At 32.7% G+C, this 18,486-nt stretch carries 19 protein-coding genes; 2 read left to right on the top strand and 17 right to left on the bottom strand.

Going from position 1 to position 18,486, the window contains the following annotated elements:
- Positions 1-222: 222 nt before the first annotated feature.
- On the top strand, positions 223-792 hold the full coding sequence (locus BK580_RS12140; protein WP_078380585.1) for a cysteine hydrolase family protein: 570 nt from the start codon (positions 223-225) through the stop codon (positions 790-792).
- Between the two features lie 752 nt (positions 793-1,544).
- Here BK580_RS12140 and BK580_RS12135 read toward each other — a convergent pair.
- The 13 genes from BK580_RS12135 to BK580_RS12075 form a co-directional block, all read right to left on the bottom strand.
- Positions 1,545-2,195, bottom strand: a complete 651-nt coding sequence (locus tag BK580_RS12135; RefSeq protein ID WP_078380584.1) for a Type 1 glutamine amidotransferase-like domain-containing protein — start codon at positions 2,193-2,195, stop codon at positions 1,545-1,547.
- Between the two features lie 197 nt (positions 2,196-2,392).
- Positions 2,393-2,866, bottom strand: coding sequence for a DUF1203 domain-containing protein (locus BK580_RS12130; protein WP_078380582.1), 474 nt, complete (start codon positions 2,864-2,866; stop codon positions 2,393-2,395).
- A 250-nt stretch (positions 2,867-3,116) separates the two neighbouring features.
- A complete protein-coding gene (locus BK580_RS12125) occupies positions 3,117-3,581 on the bottom strand; it encodes a DUF3888 domain-containing protein (RefSeq protein ID WP_078380581.1) in 465 nt (154 codons plus the stop codon).
- 95 nt (positions 3,582-3,676) lie between these two features.
- Positions 3,677-4,228: a GNAT family N-acetyltransferase gene (locus tag BK580_RS12120; protein WP_078380580.1), complete on the bottom strand. Its 552-nt coding sequence runs from the start codon at positions 4,226-4,228 to the stop codon at positions 3,677-3,679.
- 262 nt (positions 4,229-4,490) lie between these two features.
- Entirely contained in the window at positions 4,491-4,937 is a 447-nt protein-coding gene (locus BK580_RS12115) for an OsmC family protein (RefSeq protein WP_078380579.1), read from the bottom strand.
- Positions 4,938-5,146: 209 nt separating this feature from the next.
- Positions 5,147-5,959 carry a phosphotransferase enzyme family protein gene (locus tag BK580_RS12110; protein ID WP_328589092.1) on the bottom strand — a complete coding sequence of 271 codons (813 nt, stop codon included), beginning with the start codon at positions 5,957-5,959 and terminating at the stop codon, positions 5,147-5,149.
- Between the two features lie 131 nt (positions 5,960-6,090).
- The gene (locus BK580_RS12105; RefSeq protein WP_078380575.1) at positions 6,091-6,696 is read right to left on the bottom strand and encodes a hypothetical protein; all 606 of its coding nucleotides are present in this window, start codon (positions 6,694-6,696) and stop codon (positions 6,091-6,093) included.
- Between the two features lie 55 nt (positions 6,697-6,751).
- Complete coding sequence (locus tag BK580_RS12100) at positions 6,752-7,549, bottom strand: GNAT family N-acetyltransferase (protein ID WP_078380574.1); 798 nt, start codon at positions 7,547-7,549, stop codon at positions 6,752-6,754.
- 389 nt (positions 7,550-7,938) lie between these two features.
- On the bottom strand, positions 7,939-8,712 hold the full coding sequence (locus BK580_RS12095) for a PIN domain-containing protein (RefSeq protein WP_078380573.1): 774 nt from the start codon (positions 8,710-8,712) through the stop codon (positions 7,939-7,941).
- Between the two features lie 689 nt (positions 8,713-9,401).
- Complete coding sequence (locus BK580_RS12090; RefSeq protein ID WP_211279027.1) at positions 9,402-10,610, bottom strand: chromate transporter; 1,209 nt, start codon at positions 10,608-10,610, stop codon at positions 9,402-9,404.
- Positions 10,611-10,662: 52 nt separating this feature from the next.
- The gene (gene arsC / locus BK580_RS12085; RefSeq protein ID WP_078380572.1) at positions 10,663-11,082 is read right to left on the bottom strand and encodes an arsenate reductase (thioredoxin); all 420 of its coding nucleotides are present in this window, start codon (positions 11,080-11,082) and stop codon (positions 10,663-10,665) included.
- Between the two features lie 24 nt (positions 11,083-11,106).
- Positions 11,107-12,405, bottom strand: coding sequence for an arsenic transporter (locus tag BK580_RS12080; RefSeq protein WP_078380570.1), 1,299 nt, complete (start codon positions 12,403-12,405; stop codon positions 11,107-11,109).
- Between the two features lie 12 nt (positions 12,406-12,417).
- Positions 12,418-12,765, bottom strand: coding sequence for an ArsR/SmtB family transcription factor (locus BK580_RS12075; RefSeq protein ID WP_078380569.1), 348 nt, complete (start codon positions 12,763-12,765; stop codon positions 12,418-12,420).
- Positions 12,766-13,070: 305 nt separating this feature from the next.
- On the opposite strand from BK580_RS12075, the gene BK580_RS12070 reads away from it, so the two are divergent.
- Positions 13,071-13,637, top strand: a complete 567-nt coding sequence (locus tag BK580_RS12070) for a CBO0543 family protein (protein WP_078380568.1) — start codon at positions 13,071-13,073, stop codon at positions 13,635-13,637.
- A 220-nt stretch (positions 13,638-13,857) separates the two neighbouring features.
- Here the strand turns inward: BK580_RS12070 and BK580_RS12065 are convergent, their stop codons facing one another.
- The 4 genes from BK580_RS12065 to BK580_RS12050 form a co-directional block, all read right to left on the bottom strand.
- A complete protein-coding gene (locus BK580_RS12065) occupies positions 13,858-14,970 on the bottom strand; it encodes a Ger(x)C family spore germination protein (RefSeq protein ID WP_078380566.1) in 1,113 nt (370 codons plus the stop codon).
- The gene (locus tag BK580_RS12060) at positions 14,954-16,063 is read right to left on the bottom strand and encodes a GerAB/ArcD/ProY family transporter (RefSeq protein WP_078380565.1); all 1,110 of its coding nucleotides are present in this window, start codon (positions 16,061-16,063) and stop codon (positions 14,954-14,956) included. The genes BK580_RS12065 and BK580_RS12060 overlap by 17 nt, the downstream gene beginning before the upstream one ends.
- Entirely contained in the window at positions 16,053-17,531 is a 1,479-nt protein-coding gene (locus BK580_RS12055) for a spore germination protein (protein ID WP_078380564.1), read from the bottom strand. Before BK580_RS12055 ends, BK580_RS12060 begins: the two co-directional genes overlap by 11 nt.
- A gap of 302 nt (positions 17,532-17,833) precedes the next feature.
- Positions 17,834-18,331, bottom strand: coding sequence for an LURP-one-related/scramblase family protein (locus BK580_RS12050; protein ID WP_078380563.1), 498 nt, complete (start codon positions 18,329-18,331; stop codon positions 17,834-17,836).
- Between the last annotated feature and the right edge of the window lie 155 nt (positions 18,332-18,486).

The following is an 18,486-nucleotide window of genomic DNA, read 5'->3' as shown; positions in this document are numbered from 1 at the left end:
TTATTAACAAAAAACTCACGTCTAAAGTGAAATTGATCCTCGTATGTGGTTGATGTTTTCTTGATAACTATTTGCGCACTCTAAAATATGTTATTGTAAAGGGAGTAGGGACAACATTGAGGTGTTTGGATCAACAATACAATCTTAGTAGTCTAACAACATAAAACCTCTTGCAAATTAATAGAATAGACAAGAAGAAAAACAAAGAAGAGGGGTAGGAATATGAAACCAGTATTGATTGTAATTGATGTTCAAAAGGGATTTAATGATCCATCTTGGGGGACTAGAAATAACCCTAATGCAGAAGAAAAAATGCTACAACTGTTGAGTAGCTGGAGAAAGCATGAATACCCAATAATCCACGTGCAACATGTTTCACAAAACCCTCAATCAACATTACATCCTTCACATCCAGGATTTTCCCAAAAGAAGGGGTTCGAACCCCAGGAAGATGAGTACTTAATTAGGAAAAAAGTAAACAGTTCTTTCATCGGAACAGAGCTAGACTCCTATTTAAAAAATAATGGCTTTGAAACATTAGTAATAGTAGGGCTTACAACGAATCATTGTGTGTCAACTACTGCAAGAATGGCAGGAAATCTAGGGTATCGAACATTCGTTTGTCATGATGCAACAGCATGCTTTAACTCAGTTTCGTATGATGGAATCCACTTTGAAGCAGAAGAGGTGCACAGGCTTGCTTTAACATCCTTACATAAAGAATTTGCAGAAGTAGTTTCTGTGAAAGATGTCATAAAGGAATTAATTAAACCTAAGCATGAATATCATTAATCGAAAGCCCGAACATATCGGGTTTTTGTTTTGAGGCATACTAAGTCACTCATAAATTAATTATGTAAACTAAAGTCGTTTTCTAATAGAGGAGTAAAGTAATTGTAGTTTGAGATACGAATAATTAAATAAATCAAGATAAGTTTTATCTGGATTTCTAAGATTACAGTAGACACATAAAATTAATATTGGTGAGTTTCTTAAAACTAAAGATCAAGTAACAAAATTGCATATTGAATGGGAGTTTAATTCGAACATAAATATAAATAGCAATTATAGTGTTTTTTTAGTTTCTGTCTCACTATCCATAGTATACTTGGTATTTGATACACGAAAACAGTATTCCGTTTAACTTCCTATAATATATATTATGTAAACTAGAATATTTGAAAAATAAAAAAATGTATTCTCACATCCCTGACTGATGACGGTTGACACAAAAGTGCTTACTTTTGTGTCAACAAAGTACCTACTAATATTTCTTCCTCTGTTTCTTCTCCCTTTACAGAATCATCAAATCTCTAATGTTTAGATAACATTTTAGTAGGCAACTTTTGTGTCATTATTTTATTAAATATAGACTTGATTCTTGTTCAAGAATCGCACCCGATTGCTGAAGACCGTTCTGCACATCTATGCTTTCTGTATAACGAAGAAACAATCCTATCTTGCGTAGTTCTCCTTCACTAAATTTAGAATAGAAGCTTTGTATAAAGAAATTAATACAATTAAGCCATACCCATTCACCACAACTAGAGCGTCTCATCCAATTTCTGAATCTTTGAGCGGGAAATTAAATATACATTGCCAATAATGTCGATTTTGTCTCCCTTGGTACGTACAGCGCAATCTTTGTTCGACGCATAAATATTCATTTCTTCCGATAAGGGAGACAGTTCACTTTGAACCAGCGCAATGTTATTTTCAAGATCAAAGTGAGACAGGACGGAAATATCGTCAAGGCCAATTCCGTCGTAAACAGAGCTTGTTTCATCTCCAAAGTTTTTCGAGCACAACCATTTAGCGGACATATTGATCGCACCAGCGCTTGCTCCCATAACAACGGCTCTGCTTTTTTTAATCAAATCCGACAATTCATATTCCATCAAAAAATCTTTTTGTTTAAGAATACTTCCACCCAACAAGAAAATGACTGAAGCATTTTGAATTAACGTTTGTGCATCTTCCTTCTGTACGCGATAATTAATTAAATGATATTCATCAAACATAATGCCTGCCTGGTCAAGCCACGAACGTTCAGTAGCACCATCATTTTCATAAAAAAATGGATTCGAGCTAATCATAACAAGCGATTTTCTATCAGTTATATCCTCCTGTAAAACCCTGCCCAGATTCTCTGGAAAAAAGTTGCTAAACCAACCTAAATAATAGTGAGTTTTCATAAGTATCCCCCCTCATTACTCATTCTGTTTTCTTGTCACCAACACAATATTCTCAATATGGCCCGATTTTATTATATGGACGCAAGCGTTTATTTAGCAATTGCTCCCAAATTGCTGAAGAAGCGGATCTACTAAGCTCTTATTAGACCCAATTATCATATGGTAAATTATAAATAGAAGTTTGCATTTCATTTTTTTCACACTCTATTAACAAGGCAGTTATAGCATCCTGGTTTTGCGTTAAGAATGTGAATATATTCTACTTCTTTATTATCAAAAATTTCATCTATATTTTCTCTTAAATTTACACCTTCTGTAACCCTTGCTTCTACAATCATTGAGTCAGCATTGTAGCCGCGTACAGATAGATACCTATGATGTAACATATGCGGAATTTCATTTACATCTAGCTGAGCGGTAGTTGCCCCCTTTCGTATAAATATAGGACCACTTGCTTTATAAGGCGAATTAACACTATGATATTGGTAATTCATTAAGATTACCTCTTCGCCTACCTCTGCATCCTTCAAACTTATCCTGCAAGGATATCCAGGATTGTTTTTTGCTATTATTTTGACTGCCCCGATACTTTTTAATACTTCTTCATTCATTAGAAATAGGTTATGAAACTCCTTCTCTTGTAACGCTACGATTTGAAAGTTATTTCTCATATTCTATCCCTCCTTAATTAGTTGTTATAAAGCTACCACTAAAGTTCATAAAACTTGTTCAATAATCCTACACTATTGCTTAATACCAATTATTTCAAATATCGACCAATTACTCAATATATATTTTCACATAAAAACGAAGCTTACCTTGTTCCAGATAAGCGCCCGATCACTTAAGAACACTTTAAAGCTCTTTGATGTTATACATACTAAATAAAAATAAGCTGTCATTATGACAGCTCTGGCACTACTAAAGGTTCTTTTCTGATTTATGATCGTGAAGATGTAAATATTCGACTAACTCAATAACTACATCATCGAGATTTTCCCTCTCTAATTCAGAGGAACCGAAGTATGTTTTCGGATCTATATTAAATGTAACAACATCAATTCCCCAGACATTTTCTTCATTTTCTGTATTTGTTGTATTGATCATAATGCTTACCTCATACCATCTTTTCGACTTTGAACCAGTATGGTCAACAATCAAATTTAGATTCTGGACTCTCTCAAAAGTCCAACTTACATGCTTTCCACATTCTTTGCGAACTACCTTTGTAATATAAGGATTCAGCACATCTACCAAGAGTTCGTCTGAAGAAGCATATATTTCCTTCTTGATTTTACCACTAGGGTGTACCGCAGCCTGACCAATATTTGTTGGTAAAGAACCAAAGAGAATTAAGAAAGCAAAAGCCAACAAGATTTTCTTCATATAATTCACCTCAAATATTATTTTTCCAACTATAAGATGAATAATTCTGATGCTTTTTTGTTTCAGAATCGCGCCTATAATGGAAGAAAAGTGGATTAAATACTCTTAGAACGCCACTCTTCTTTTAGTAGCCCGTAAATAACCCTATCGTGGTATTCACCGTTTAAAAATTCATAATTTCGAACTATTCCTTCTTCTCTTAACCCTATTCGTTTAGGTATTGCCCTGCTTTTTATATTGTTACTCGCAACATTTATTTCAACCTTTTTTAAATTCAGATCATTAAAAGCATGTTCTATAAAATGCTTTACTGATTTTATCGCCAGGCCTTTACCTTTATAGTTATCACCTAACCAATAACCTATTTCTGTCTTTTTGGCACTCCAATCTACATATAAAAAACCTATAGATCCGGCAATTCTTCCATTATGCCATATCCCAGCCCAATACCCGTTATTTTGTGATAATCTCTTTAGAGACTTTTCTATGAAAGTAACTGAATCCTCAATTTTGTTTGTTTTTGAAGGAAAAGAAAGCCATTCACCTATACTATCACGACTTTCATCTATTAATTGATATAATTCTTTTGCGTGTCTTGGTTCCAAAATCGCAAGATAACTTTCCGAATCAATGATAGATTTGTACATATTAAATCCCCTATTACTTTTAAATTTTTTGGATCTTATTCTATTTTTCTTTCCAATTACTTAATACCAATTATTTAATAATCTAAAAATCCCCACAATAAGTTATATTAGTTATAATCATTACGATTAAATAAGGAAAGACACATTTCTCATTACAGAAATGCGCCATATTCTTAAATAAACTATAGCTCTCATTGACTGATATACCTTAATAAAATCACAATGAAGTTGGGGCTTTCCACAAATTCATTTGAATGTACAATTAAGCAGTTTTAATAGTTACTTCTGATTGAATATCCACATTGCCTTGAATTGCACGGCTAATCATACAAGATTTTTCAGCTTTTTCCGCAATCTTTTGTGCCACCTTTTTGTCTCGATCGGAAGCATTTTGTTTCAATACTATTTCTGGTCGATGGATAATTTTTTTATATGTAAATACACCATCTGTCACATCAACAATTGCTTCTGATTCCATCGTTAATCCTTCTTTCTCTATCTGACTACGTTCCATCATCGCAGCTAGTGTAATAATATAACATGTTGCTGCTGCCCCAAGGAGCATTTCGTCAGGATTTGTACCAATACCGGGACCGTTCATTTCTTTTGGTATAGAGATTTTTGTCACTAAATGATCGGCTTCGATTTTCCCTACATCATTACGTAGTCCAGGCCAATGCGCCTTTAAATGAAAATGATGCTCTGCCATTTTCATTCCTCCTTGCATTCATTTTTATTTTGTTAATAAATAACAAATAAAGGTCATATAATATAGTCACTAACTATATTATATGACCTTATATTTTTTACAACAAATGCGCCCTTTAATGGAATAACTATTTAATCTAAAATTACTTAATGCTTGAACAAACGCACCCGTTACTTTAATTAGTTTATAAAGGTACCTAAGCGCTACCTTTAATTCACGGTAAGTAGAACTTTATCTTCTATTTGATTTCTATTTTCATAAATCCATTGGAACATTGCTTTATTGATTTTATATATGTCTTTGTTACTAGAAAAATAGCCCATGAAAATAGTTTGGATACAAAGCATTACATACCAGATAGACTCTTTTTCATTAGCCGATAAGGGATTAACTTGATTATATCCAGTTACTAAATTTCCAACATAGTTAAACCACTTTCCTCTTAATTCCTCTTTAGTAAATACTTCACATAAAACACTCGTGGAGCAATAACAAAGATCAAATATGTTAACATTAATTTCTACTATTTCATAATCAATTACACCAGAAAGATGGTTGTTATTAAATATAATATTATGAATATGAGCGTCCCTATGAATTAACTGCTTTGGAAGCATATTCACTATCTTTTTTACATCCTGTTCCAAATCTTCATAAATAGAATATAGTTCATTAGAATGATCTACTTTGCGAATTTCATTTACTGCAAAACCATATACCATTTTATATAAATCTTTATTTGGGTATTCGGTTAGAAAATCAGCAGATTTCATGATTTTATTTAGGTCCGCAATGGTTTCTCCAAGAAGCCTTGGTATTATATGATTGTTCAGAATCTCTTCTGCCTTAAAGGTAAAACCATCAAGATAATTATATATTGAGTAATTTGAACCTTTGTAAGGAACACTAAAACCTCCATAATTAGTTCTTAAAGGAAATTGAGTTGAAAAATTATTGTTTCTTAAGTCATTAATAAGTTTTAATTCGCTATTAAACTGTTCTAAATTTTCCTTTCTCTTTATAATTTATTTCTCTTTATCATTACTGATTATTAGAGTTGCCCGCTCCGAAAACTTCATATAATTATTAACTTTAATACCCCAACTTGAAGATATTTTTTTACGTCTATAAATTCCATATAAAACCTCCATTTTCAATCGTTTTGTTTGAAATCAAACAATATATTATTGATATTCTCTTTACGCTCTACTGAACCAAATTTTCTATTCCACCATGATTTTATTATCTTTGGATTTTCAATATCTTCCTTCATGGAGTCAATCAAATTTAGATAATTTGCTTTCCCTTCTTTTGTCTTGATATCAATCCCATCTGTTTCACACTTTGCAAGATTTTCAATCACCTTGCTTGAACCATATAATATCACCAAGTTTTTCAAATAGTAGTAGTTCCTATTGATCTCATCATTTTCTCTCATCCTTTGGTGAACTGGTTTACTGAATTCCAACAAAGCACTGATATAATCAGCATAATATTGTCCTTTTTTATCAGCAACCTTCATCAAGACTTCTTTATTTTTTGTGAGAAATGTGTTGAGATATGCTCCTATTATTAAAGAGAATAACGAGACAGCCCAGATATTTTCTCCAATCCAAATAATAATCTTATCGGTCATTGTATTTATCCTTTCATTATCCTTATTAAGTGATTTTCTTCTTGTCTTCAAGTATCTATTTATTTGAGTGTTGATCCTATCTTTATTTACTTTGTATTCAAAACCTTTTAATGCTTTCTCCAATATTTAAATTCTCTTGTCATATGCCATTTGTTTCCTAAACATCAGAATAAATAATCTATACCGCTAATACACGCCATTCACAAACTTCAGTCATGCCTAGATTTTTGTAGACACTTCGAGCAACTGGATTGTTATAAAATAAATATGGATATTTCCCTTCGCTCAATAACATATTAAACAAGCCAGTTAGTACTTCTGTTCCATATCCCTTACCACGATATTTTGGATTTGTATAAACACCTATTATAATGGCACTTTTATCACCTTCTCTAATAGTAGCAACAGATGAAACCATGACATTATCTATACTTAAAAATGCAGTTCGGTCAGTAGTGTTTTTCAGTCTTTCACTTTCCATTTTAATATAATCGTCTCTATCCTTTGGAAGACTACCGTGGAACTCATCAGTTGTTAAAAATAAATCATATTGCATTCCAATCTCTTCATCAGATTGAACAATTTTCATCTCTAAATCTGGGTACATTCTTTTAACCGTTACGTTCTTCACTACACCCATATGAGATATAGCATCATTTTGCAAATTAATATAAGGTTTAAACTTTAGCATTAATTTACTTGGGCCAGATAGTTTACTGAAAGATAAATTGCTTAAAATTTCTTTATAAATCTCTACCTCCCGATCTGAATGAGAATAATAAGTAATATTGTTAAAATTATTTAGTAATATAGATACTAGTTCTCCGTTTTCATATTCTCCATATACTTTGAAATGATCACCTTGATAATTATTGACAATTAAATCATTTATAAGAAAGTAGTAGTTTTCAATGTCGCTACTAAATAGTCTGATAATTTCTTCATGATTCGAACTTGTTAACTGCATAATACTCATAGATTTACCTCCAAATGAACATAGTAGATAGTTAATAAAATAATTTCATTCAAAGAACGCATATGAGTAATAGGAGAAAGGATGGTAAAAAAATAGAGCTCCCCAAAGGCAGCTCTGCAGTATAAAGAAAAATTATACTTAGCGTTCGCGTTCCTTGTAATGGAAAAAAAGACATACTACTCCCTTGGTTGAAAAAAGGGCATTTATATGCTTTTATATAAGACCATTACAAGTATGTTGGCATAAAGTATAAGACTCCTTCCAAATATCTCCTATTTATTTTATAATATTCTAAATATCAAATTAAATCAATGTTTTTTTCCAGAACCTGACCCTAAAATAAAGAATTAGCGCTGTTCCTGGATAGCGCCCCGATCGTAGAAAATCGATTAGAAATGTATTGTTGGATCTACCCTTGCTTTTCTAAATATACCAATCTCTTCAAATTGTAAATTTATCCTAGATTTGTTCTTTTCGAGTGTAAAGGAAAATGGTTGTATTATTCCTAATGAAAATGGTATGCCGTCATAAATTGTTTCATCATCAAATTTGTATACTTCTTGAATTATACAGTTAGCCTCTATAATCAATTCCCCTGAAACAATAATTTCCTCTGCTATAATTTCTATGTTAAAGTCCTGAATTTCCGTTATATCTATACCATCAAGATTTGGTTCACCATTATAGTTCATACCATCTAAGTTAATACGATTCAATGAAGAGATATAGTCAGAACTTAGAGAGTATATTTGGTTAAACAGTCCATTGAAACTAGATTCTTTAAAATATCCTAGAACAAAGTTCTCATCAATATTATTTTCGTCAATCCATTCTTGTATTCTTTGTTCTTTTTCTTGTTTTTCTTTTATATTTAGTTGTATTTTTCCGTCTTCTTGTGCAAGTTTCATTAAGGTAAAAAAAGGCTTGAACTTGGTTGAGTCCTTGAGTAAATCTGTGTGTATATTTACTTTTTTATCATCGAAAAAATCTGATACATTCTCAGTAATAAAATAACAATCAGACAAATCATTTTGTTCGGTGTATTTCACATAAGTTAACCATGTTGCTGCATCTCGGAACTCAGATTTGTTCTCTTTAAATGGCTTTATTCGATTTACGGCTCTATCTATAAGGTCAGGTAAAATGTTATCAGGACAGGACAAGATAAGATATGTAATAAACCTTCCTCTTGTAACTCTGTATAAAACGTTTCAAAGTCCTTCAATAAGCCCTTCGCATTTTGTTCTATCTCTGCTCTAGCATCCACACCTGTTTCGAAATAGCCCCTTTTATAATTCTGTAATTTGCTTTGTGCTTTATTTAGGTTTTCTAAATTCTCTTTAACATTTTTTTTAAATGTCTTTTGGTTTCTTTATATACAATTTAAGACATATAAAAGGTTAAGTCTTTATAATCTCTAGCCAACTTTAATAAATTTCGGTTATAATTCCTTTTGAAAAATGGGTCTGAAAAGGTAATAGTAGTATCTAAAAATATATTCATGGTTATCCTCACTTAAAAAAAATTCTTTATTTGAACATAAAATAATCTTTATTTATATAAATAGTATCATAATTAAATAGGAGCAATAAAAATATTTCTTATTACACAATCTGGCCCGTTTGTTGAATAAGCTAATAACTCATATTATCAATAGCAATTCTGATTGGAGATTTATAAAAATAGGCATGAGTAATTTACACTTACATCTTGGATAATTTTTTCATATGTTTAATGAGATTATTAGGAAAATAAAAACTTATTTCTCCATTTAAAGTTAGGTAAATGAGGGAATAAAAAAAGAACCCAGGTAATCTGATGTTCTTTTAAGCTAGATTTTAATTAATTTTAATTAAAGCAATGTTAGTAATGTCCCTCCGATTGCACCTGTTACAACAATAACCCATGGTGGTAGCTTCCAATAAACTAACATACTGAACAAAATTGCAGCAAATGCAAAATCAACTGGCCCTAGAATTGCACTTGTCCAAATAGGTTGGTAAAAGGCAGCAATTAATATTCCCACTACGGCTGCGTTTACACCCATTAAAGCTCCCTTAACTTTTGGATTACGACGTAAATGGTTCCAAAACGGAAGTGCACCAAGAATTAAGAGAAATGCAGGTAAAAAGATAGCAACTGTTGCTAGTATACCGCCTGTCCAACCATTCATAACTGTTCCTAAGTAAGCAGCGAATGTAAATAATGGCCCAGGAACTGCTTGTGTAGCCCCATATCCGGCAAGAAATGCTTCTTCACTTACCCATCCTGTTGGAATAAATTCACGTTCAAGTAATGGTAAAACGACATGTCCTCCACCAAATACTAGAGAACCAGAACGATAAAAACTATCAAAAATAGCAATCCATTGAATCGATGTTGCCTCTCTTAAAATAGGTAAAAAGATAAGTAACCCGAAAAATAATGATAAGCAAATAATGGCCAATCTTCGGGATATTGGAAAGTGAATATTGGATTGATGAGTATCACTGTGATGTTTGTAAATAAGATAACCAATAAAAGCTGACAATAAAATAATACCTACTTGTGTGAATACGGTTTGCCATAACAAAGTGACAATTAAGGCAAATAAAGCAATTGCCTTACGTTTTAAATCAGGAGTTAAATTCTTTGCCATTCCTATAATTGCATGAGCAACAATCGCTACTGCAACTAATTTAAGTCCATGAATCCATCCAGTCGTCCCTACATTAAATCCTTGCATAATTAAAGCGAATATAATAAGTGCGATAACAGACGGGAGAGTAAATCCTAGAAAGGAGACAATTCCTCCTATCACTCCCCCTCGCATTACGCCAATTCCAATGCCTACTTGGCTACTTGCAGGACCAGGAAGAAATTGAGCTAAAGCCACTAAATCTGCATAACTTTTTTCATCCACCCATTTTCTTCTACGGACATATTCCTCGTGGAAATATCCTAAATGTGCGATTGGCCCTCCAAATGATGTTAATCCTAACCTGGTTGAAATAATGAATATTTCGAATAACGATCGTAATGAAGTTTTTGCTTTTTTTGTGCTTATTGCTTGATCCTCCATTCCAATTGCTCCTTTCACTAGTTAAATGGGGCTATTCTTTCATGATTATTTTTTATTCTCCCGTTTTAGCAAAATGCAGAATTCTAGTCCCAATTTCATCACGAACTCTTTGGAAAAATCCCCATTTCTCTTCATCCGTTCCTTCTGCTTTGGCTGGGTCATCAAATCCCCAATGCACACGTTTGATATGTGGAGGAGTAACAGGACAATGATCTGCTGCATGTCCACAAAGCGTTACGACTAAATCCGCTCGATGGAGGATATCAGGATCGATAGTATCGGATGTTTGATTGGAAATATCAATTCCAGCTTCTTTCATTGCCTTTACCGCATTAGGATTTAAACCGTGTGCTTCTAACCCAGCACTTTTAACCTCCCACTCCTCATCTAAATGTTCTTTTGCCCAGCCCTCTGCCATTTGACTTCTACAAGAATTTCCTGTACATAAAAAGTAAATCGTTCTTTTAGACATGTTGATTTCTCCTTTATAGTTAAATTAATAAATAACAAGTAACCAAATATATAAACCAACTAGTGTAATAAACAAAGTTGGGATGGTTAAAATAACTCCCACTTTAAAGTAAGTACCCCACGAAATCTTTACTCCTTTTAGGGATAAAACATGTAACCAGAGTAAAGTCGCTAGAGAACCAATTGGAGTGATTTTCGGACCTAAATCAGACCCAATCACATTTGCATAAATAAGTGCTTCACGAGTAACTCCGCTAGTATTCGTGTCGGCTATCGCTAGAGCATCAATCATCACCGTTGGCATATTATTCATCACGGATGATAGAATAGCCGCAATGAATCCCATCCCAAGCGTGGCTACAAACAACCCTTGATCTGCCGTTACTTGTATAACGTCGGTCAAAACATTGGTAAGTCCAACATTTCTTAATCCGTATACCACCACATACATTCCAATAGAGAAAAATACGATTGCCCATGGTGCCCCTTTCACAACAGTTTTCGTATTTACGGCAGGGCTTCTTCTCGCCATGATTAAAAAGAAGATCGCAATCACACCTGCAATAAAGGAAACGGGTACTCCGATAAACTCACTTGCAAAATATCCGATAAGCAGGACACCCAACACATACCAAGATAAACGAAACATTTTGGCATCGCGAATGGCTTCCGCAGGTTGTTTCAGATTCGTTAGGTTGTAGTTTCCTGGCAAATCTTTTCGAAAATATAAATATAAAACCAAAATACTAGCTCCTAAAGCAAAGAAATTCGGAATAATCATTCTTGAAGCAAATTCCACAAATCCAATCCCAAAAAAATCAGCTGAAACAATGTTTACTAAGTTACTGACTACTAAAGGTAAGGAGGTAGTATCTGCGATAAATCCACTTGCGATAATGAATGGAAAAATCATTTTTTCTTCGAATTTTAAATTGCGTACCATCGCTAGTACGATTGGTGTTAAGATGAGTGCTGCACCATCATTTGCAAAAAATGCAGCTACTAACGCACCAAGGATGGATACGTAGATAAACATACGAACGCCATTCCCTTTTGCAGCTCTAGCCATATGTAGCGCTGCCCACTCAAAGAATCCTATTTCATCAAGGATTAAAGAGATAATAATAATAGCGATAAAAGTTAAGGTAGCGTTCCAAACAATGGAGGTTACATCTAGGACATCATGAAAATCAACTACTCCCACAAGTAAGGCAAGAATGGCACCGCCACAAGCAGACCACCCAATGGATAACCCTTTAGGTTGCCAAATTACGAGCACAAGCGTGAGTAAAAAAATAAATGAAGCTACGATGATTTGTGTCACACACGGTTCCCCCTATTGATCACAGGAGATGCGTAATCCCTGTTCTTCCAATTCTTTTAATTTAAAATCTTGATTAGGGAGATGCTCCAGTAACTCTTGAATCAATGGGTAAAAATCACTTTGTTTATTAAGCGAATAAATAATCCATTGACCTCTTCGTGTTTCTCGAACAATTCCCACATCTTTTAATTTACGTACATGTTGACTAATAGCTGGTTGACTCGTTTTAAAAATCGCGACAAACTCACACACACAACAATCATGTGAATCAAGAATTTTCACCATGGTTAGTCGTGTCTTATCTCCAAGTAATTTTAATAGTGAAGCTGCATTTTCTATTTCCACGGTTGATCTTTTCACGTTAGCACCTCCTAATAGCACGGTATATAATAAAACACTTATATAATAATTCTTTTATATAATAAAATACTTATATATAAATTTCAAGCATGCTTTTGTAAAAGAAAGACTGGTAAAAGCTATATGCCATAGCTTTTACCAGTCCATAACTAACCATTATAAATACTAAAAACTTTTCAGTGGAACCCTTGTATGAGCACGAAGACAATGATTTAAATTAAAATGAACATATTCATTTCTTTCATTTCATATAAGGTGATAATTTCCTTATATAGGGACATCTTAAGAATTAGGAGGTGAATTTCGTGGATAATCGTGTTGAAAAGTTTATTGACTTTGTTCACTTAAGAGAGGAATCAACCAGGTATCTAACTGAGTATTGGAAAGAATATTCTAATTTTTCCACAATACAATTTTGGATTATGGTTGCTATATTAGTTATTCCATTAATCATTCTTATACTCAACATTGATAAAGATAAACTCTTCGTTATTTGTTTTTATGGCTATAGTATTCATATTGCCTTTGCGTATCTAGATCTTTACGGGATTAATAAAGGACTTTGGGGGTTTCCGTATCAAATTTTCCCGTTTATGCCCAGTTTTTCTTTAGATTCATCTTTAGTTCCTGTGTCTTTTATGCTTGTATACCAGTGGACTTTAAATAAAAAGAAAAACTACTACTTATACGCGATAATTACGGCGTTTATCTTAGCATTTATATTTGATTCTATTTTAGTAAGATTTGGGTTATTTGAAATGTATAAAAACACAAATTATTTTCATCTCTTTATTGGAAATATCCTCACCTTTCTTTTTGCAAGATTTTTGACTTGTTTTTTTCTGAAATTCTCTAAATATACATTACATTAAATTTCTAATCACAAATGTATCACACTATTCAAACCACATAAAAATGAAGTGACTAAAAAGCCCGATTTCTCTAATTTAACTTGCAGAGAATTGGGCTTTTTACTAGTAGAATTCCTTCACCCTTGAATACCCTCATTTTCCTAATTCTACTCCTATTAGAAAAAGTTAAAAACCTATGTGAAGACAGCGAAACTGCTAAAAATATAGATTCTCAATTGCTTTAATTTATTACACCACTTTGAACAACTTCAACTTTCACTGTTGGCTGGAACTGAACATTTTGGTATTCATTTTCCCATTTAATATTTTTCCAATAATCATAATGGAATGCTTTTACCCTTCTCCCGATTTCAAGAGCATCGCACTTAGATTTCTGAATTTTATTCAATACCTGTATAGTATCTTGCTGTAAAAGCTCTGTTAAAATACGATTTAATTCTTTAATCTTCGAATCTTCGCTTAAGTGATCATCTGGAAATTCGTCTATCGTTACTTCTATTGAAAGTTCCAAAGGGACTTTTATTATATTATCCTCGAGTTTCACATTTATCTTACTTTTGTGTATCTTCACTCTGTAAGAGACAAAGGTTTCTTTCTCGTTAATTGTTATTTTTTTCGAAAATGGGATATTAGAACCTGCTTTATTTTTTAGTAGAAGCAAAATTCTAGACTCATCAGGAGATATATATTGCCCAGTATAGGAGCTATTGTGGAACATGGCCATTCCACCAACTTTTACTTCATTATTTTCAGGTAGTTGGATTAGATAAGGGATTAGAAAATCTGCTCCTTCTTCAAACATTTCTGCACATATCGATTGAATATCTTCAGTAATAATGGAAGTGTTATCCTCAGCAGATGTAAGCAGATCCATAAGCACTTGACTAATTAACCTATTTGAAACCAACGGATTTTTTAAAATATTAAATGATTTCCCTTCTACTATTGCTATTTTTGCGTTTAAAGCTGCTCTAGGATCTCGATAAAAGACATCTAATAAGGGGTATATATCTTTTTTAGCTAGCTCGGAACTAATTGTTAAGACACGGATTTTAGATGTATCGAGTTTTTGCCCAACTTTTAGATCAATATTGGACCTGGCTTCCCTTGGTGAAAATCCCGTTGCATAGATATACTCAGCTGTTTCTGCTTGATTCTCCGATTTGCTGGATAGAATAGGAGTATTTATACTTAATAATAAATCTTCACGATTCACCCTATCAAATCCTGCTGCTAAAATAAGCCTAGCATCCTTCACTAACATTTGATCCCAACAGCCAGAAATAAAGAAGATTGGAATTATTACTAACATCAATTTAAAGATTTTTTTCATTGGATTTCCCCTTATTAAATAAGAATACTACTAAAGAAATAATGAACAAAAGAGTCGGAATAACAAAGAAAAAAATAAAGCTAGTGTTTGTTATATGTTCAGCAATTTTAGCTAATTTAAAACTATTATCGTCGATTAAATAATCCACTAGGACTAAGGAAAATCCCAGAAAAACAGATAAACTTCGATGATATTTTTTTTTAGGTATAAGGTATTTCCCTGCGTTCATCATTAAATAAAAATAATTAACTAGTGAAGTATAGACGATCATTACCCAAATCGTTAAAAAAATCAAATCCACTCTCTCAATAATTTTAAATGAAAAAGATCTGAGAACGTATAGTAATGGTTGTGGAACTATTTTAATTTCATCAGGGCTAAAATACATATACGTTATCAGGACTAAAATACAATAACTGCTTGTTAAAATAAGATTGGATAACATGAGAATGAAGGCTTTCTTGTTCATACTCCCCATGGAAATAGGAAGGATAAATAGGAGTATTTCAAAACCAAGCATTGCAAGAAGTGCGTCTTTCGATCCTAATATTATATTTTTTATGCCGGACTGACCAATAGGTAAGAGATACAAGATGTGAGCTTCTTTTAACGCAAGGGCTGGCATGACAATTATTAAGATAAGTAATGGAGATATTAAAACATTAAATCTCGCTATGGTTCTAATTGAATCGCTACCTAACATTAACGCAAGGTATACAAACATAATCCCCACTATCCAATTAGGCGTTACGGGTAGAATCCAGATATCAATAATTTCAACAAAGAGCATAGAAATTAAGGCAGAAATACCAAAAAAATAAATAAAATATAAAACCACGACACATTTACCTATCCATTTACCAAAGTATTTAACAATGATATTGAAAAACAATTGGTTTTTGTTCAGTTTGAATAGATAAATATAGATAAACATAATGACTTGTATTAAGGCTCCAGCAATAAGTATTGATATCCATCCATCCGTTTTAGATTTTTGAAATACTTGGTAAGGTAAGCCTAAAATGCCAATTCCTACTTGTGATTGAATTATCAAAAAAAACAATTGATGTTTAGAAATCTTATTAGTATTCATCTTGTTTTTTCCAATCTCTAGTATGTTTTTTTTGTCTTTTTATATTTTGTGGTTTTGCATCAAGAGGCCTTCTATTTAATAACCAAAGAGGTGCTCGAATAATCGAATCTTTTAATTCAGAAATATTCAGAGGAGCAAATGGTGTAAAATAAGGAACACCAAAGGATTCTTGTTGAGTTAACTTTACTAAGATAAATATTTGGCCAAAAATAAGTCCAATAAATCCAAATAGAGAAGCTAAAATCATTAAAGGAAATCTAAGTAATCTGATTGTCGTACTCATTTCATTATTCGGAACAACAAAGGATGAAATAGCAGTTATTGCTACTACTACAATCATAATATTGGAAACGATACCAGCATTGACAACTGCGTCACCGATAACTAATCCACCAACTATTCCAATAGTTTGACCAATCGGTTTAGGCAATCGAATACCAGCCTCTCTCACTAATTCAAATGTTACCTCCATGATCAGTGCTTCAATTAAAGGTGGATATGGTATTCCTTCTACAGAACCTTTTAATGGTAATAAGAGCTCATGTGGTATCACTTCAAAATGAAATGCGCTAATGGCAATATATACAGCTGGGAGGTTTATAGCCAAAATCATAGCCATAAATCTTAATAATCGAATGAATGTTCCTGAAATCCATCGACTACTGTAATCATCAGGTGATTGGAAAAAGGAATTAAAGGTGGAAGGAATGATTAGTGCTGTCGGTGAATCACTACTTAAATGAATTACTTTACCTTCCATTAAAGAACTCATAACTTTGTCTGGCCGTTCCGTGTTTAACGTTTGAGGAAATATAGAAAAAGAATCATCTTCAATAAATTCTTCTATAAATCCAGGGTCAATGACCATATCTATATCTATGAATGATAAACGTCTTTCAATCTCCTTAATAATGGATGGGTTAGCAATTCCATCTATATAAAGCAGTGCTCCTTTTGTTTCAGATATTCTTCCAGTAAACGTATATTTCACTTTTAAATCCTCATGCCGGATTCTTTTTCGAATAAGTAAAATATTTGTATGTAAATCTTCTATAAATCCGTCATGTGCTCCTCGAATTATTGCCTCGTTTTCGGGCTCCTGAATGGATCGATTTCCATTTAATTTACTTGGTAAATTCAAAGAAAAAAAACTATCCATTCCATGAATATGTACACCGAATTTTCCATTTACAATTTTTTTCGTCAATAACTCTGGTGTGTCTATTTCTTCTGAATCAACGGAAGAGATGATAGACAAGACATCAGAATTATTTAAATTAGCAATTTTATTAAAAAAATATTCGTTTAAAGAGCTTAGATCTACAATAGTTTCTAGGTACATAACGGAAAATAGAATTCCATTATGGTCAAATTCTATAGAATTAAAATCATCCATATCTTTGAGTTTTTTTAACATGTTTTTTTGTACTTCACTAGGGTATATATTTTTCCCGTCAACCTTTTTCATACTACTATCACCTATTAAATTATTGTATTTTCTATATCATCTCCCATCAGAACTAAAATTATAAAACACCTCAAGCTTTGTATTTTTTCACAAATGTAAGACCAAACTTATTTTTACGGGTACTTTGATTTTTCAGTTGAACTACAAACAGGCGCTATCCTTGTTCCAGGATAGCGCCTGTTTGTTGAAGAACGAATTGAAAACTTTTGTAACAAATGACCTTTTCATTTTTTATGATAAGGTTCTCGGCACCAAACAGTGATATTTTAAAACTGTCAGCTTTTTAACTTTACACTTCTAATTTAATTCGGCGCTGCTGAGGTAGCAGCTGCTTGATCAGCCTTCACACAATCGATTGCAACAACGAGTGCAATAATAATGGTTTCCATCTCTTCATCTATTATTTGAACCTTGTAGCTATCTCCCCAAGTGAACCACTCCTTGCTCACTTTACCGACGATTTTACCATGCTGTAAAACTTGAAAATTCATATCCCACCAGTTTCCATGTACTTCAATTCCTGCCGCATCAATTGTATATCGTGCTTTTAAAAAGGAAAATTCCTTCTTTATTGTTAATACCTCCCGACCATTCACCTCAACAAAAAACTTAGGTAGAAAGCTGAATACCTTTTTCGTAATGAGTGCTACTTTATCTCTTGTTGTATTCATAATGGAGAAAGTCTTTGGAACTTGCATAAAACTTCCCTCTACGTAATATATATCCTTCTCTTGCTGATCTTTTACTGTAAACTTCCCTCTAAGACTTAATAACTTCTGCTTTATATAAAGCTGCTTCATACTTATGCCTCCTAATCCTAAATCTTTAACATTACTTACGTTTGAAATTGGCTTTGGTTCCAAACTTATGCTTTAAACTCCAAATAATGGTTCTATTCAAAAGTGCTTTTTCGGTTCACCCTAACGAGACTATATGAGGTTCTTTTGGATTTTTT

This window comes from Sutcliffiella halmapala (assembly GCF_002019665.1).
In the GTDB taxonomy this organism is placed as follows: Bacteria; Bacillota; Bacilli; order Bacillales; family Bacillaceae_I; genus Sutcliffiella_A; species Sutcliffiella_A halmapala.
Note: the sequence above shows the minus strand (reverse complement) of the source record. Positions and strands in the feature narration are given on the sequence as shown.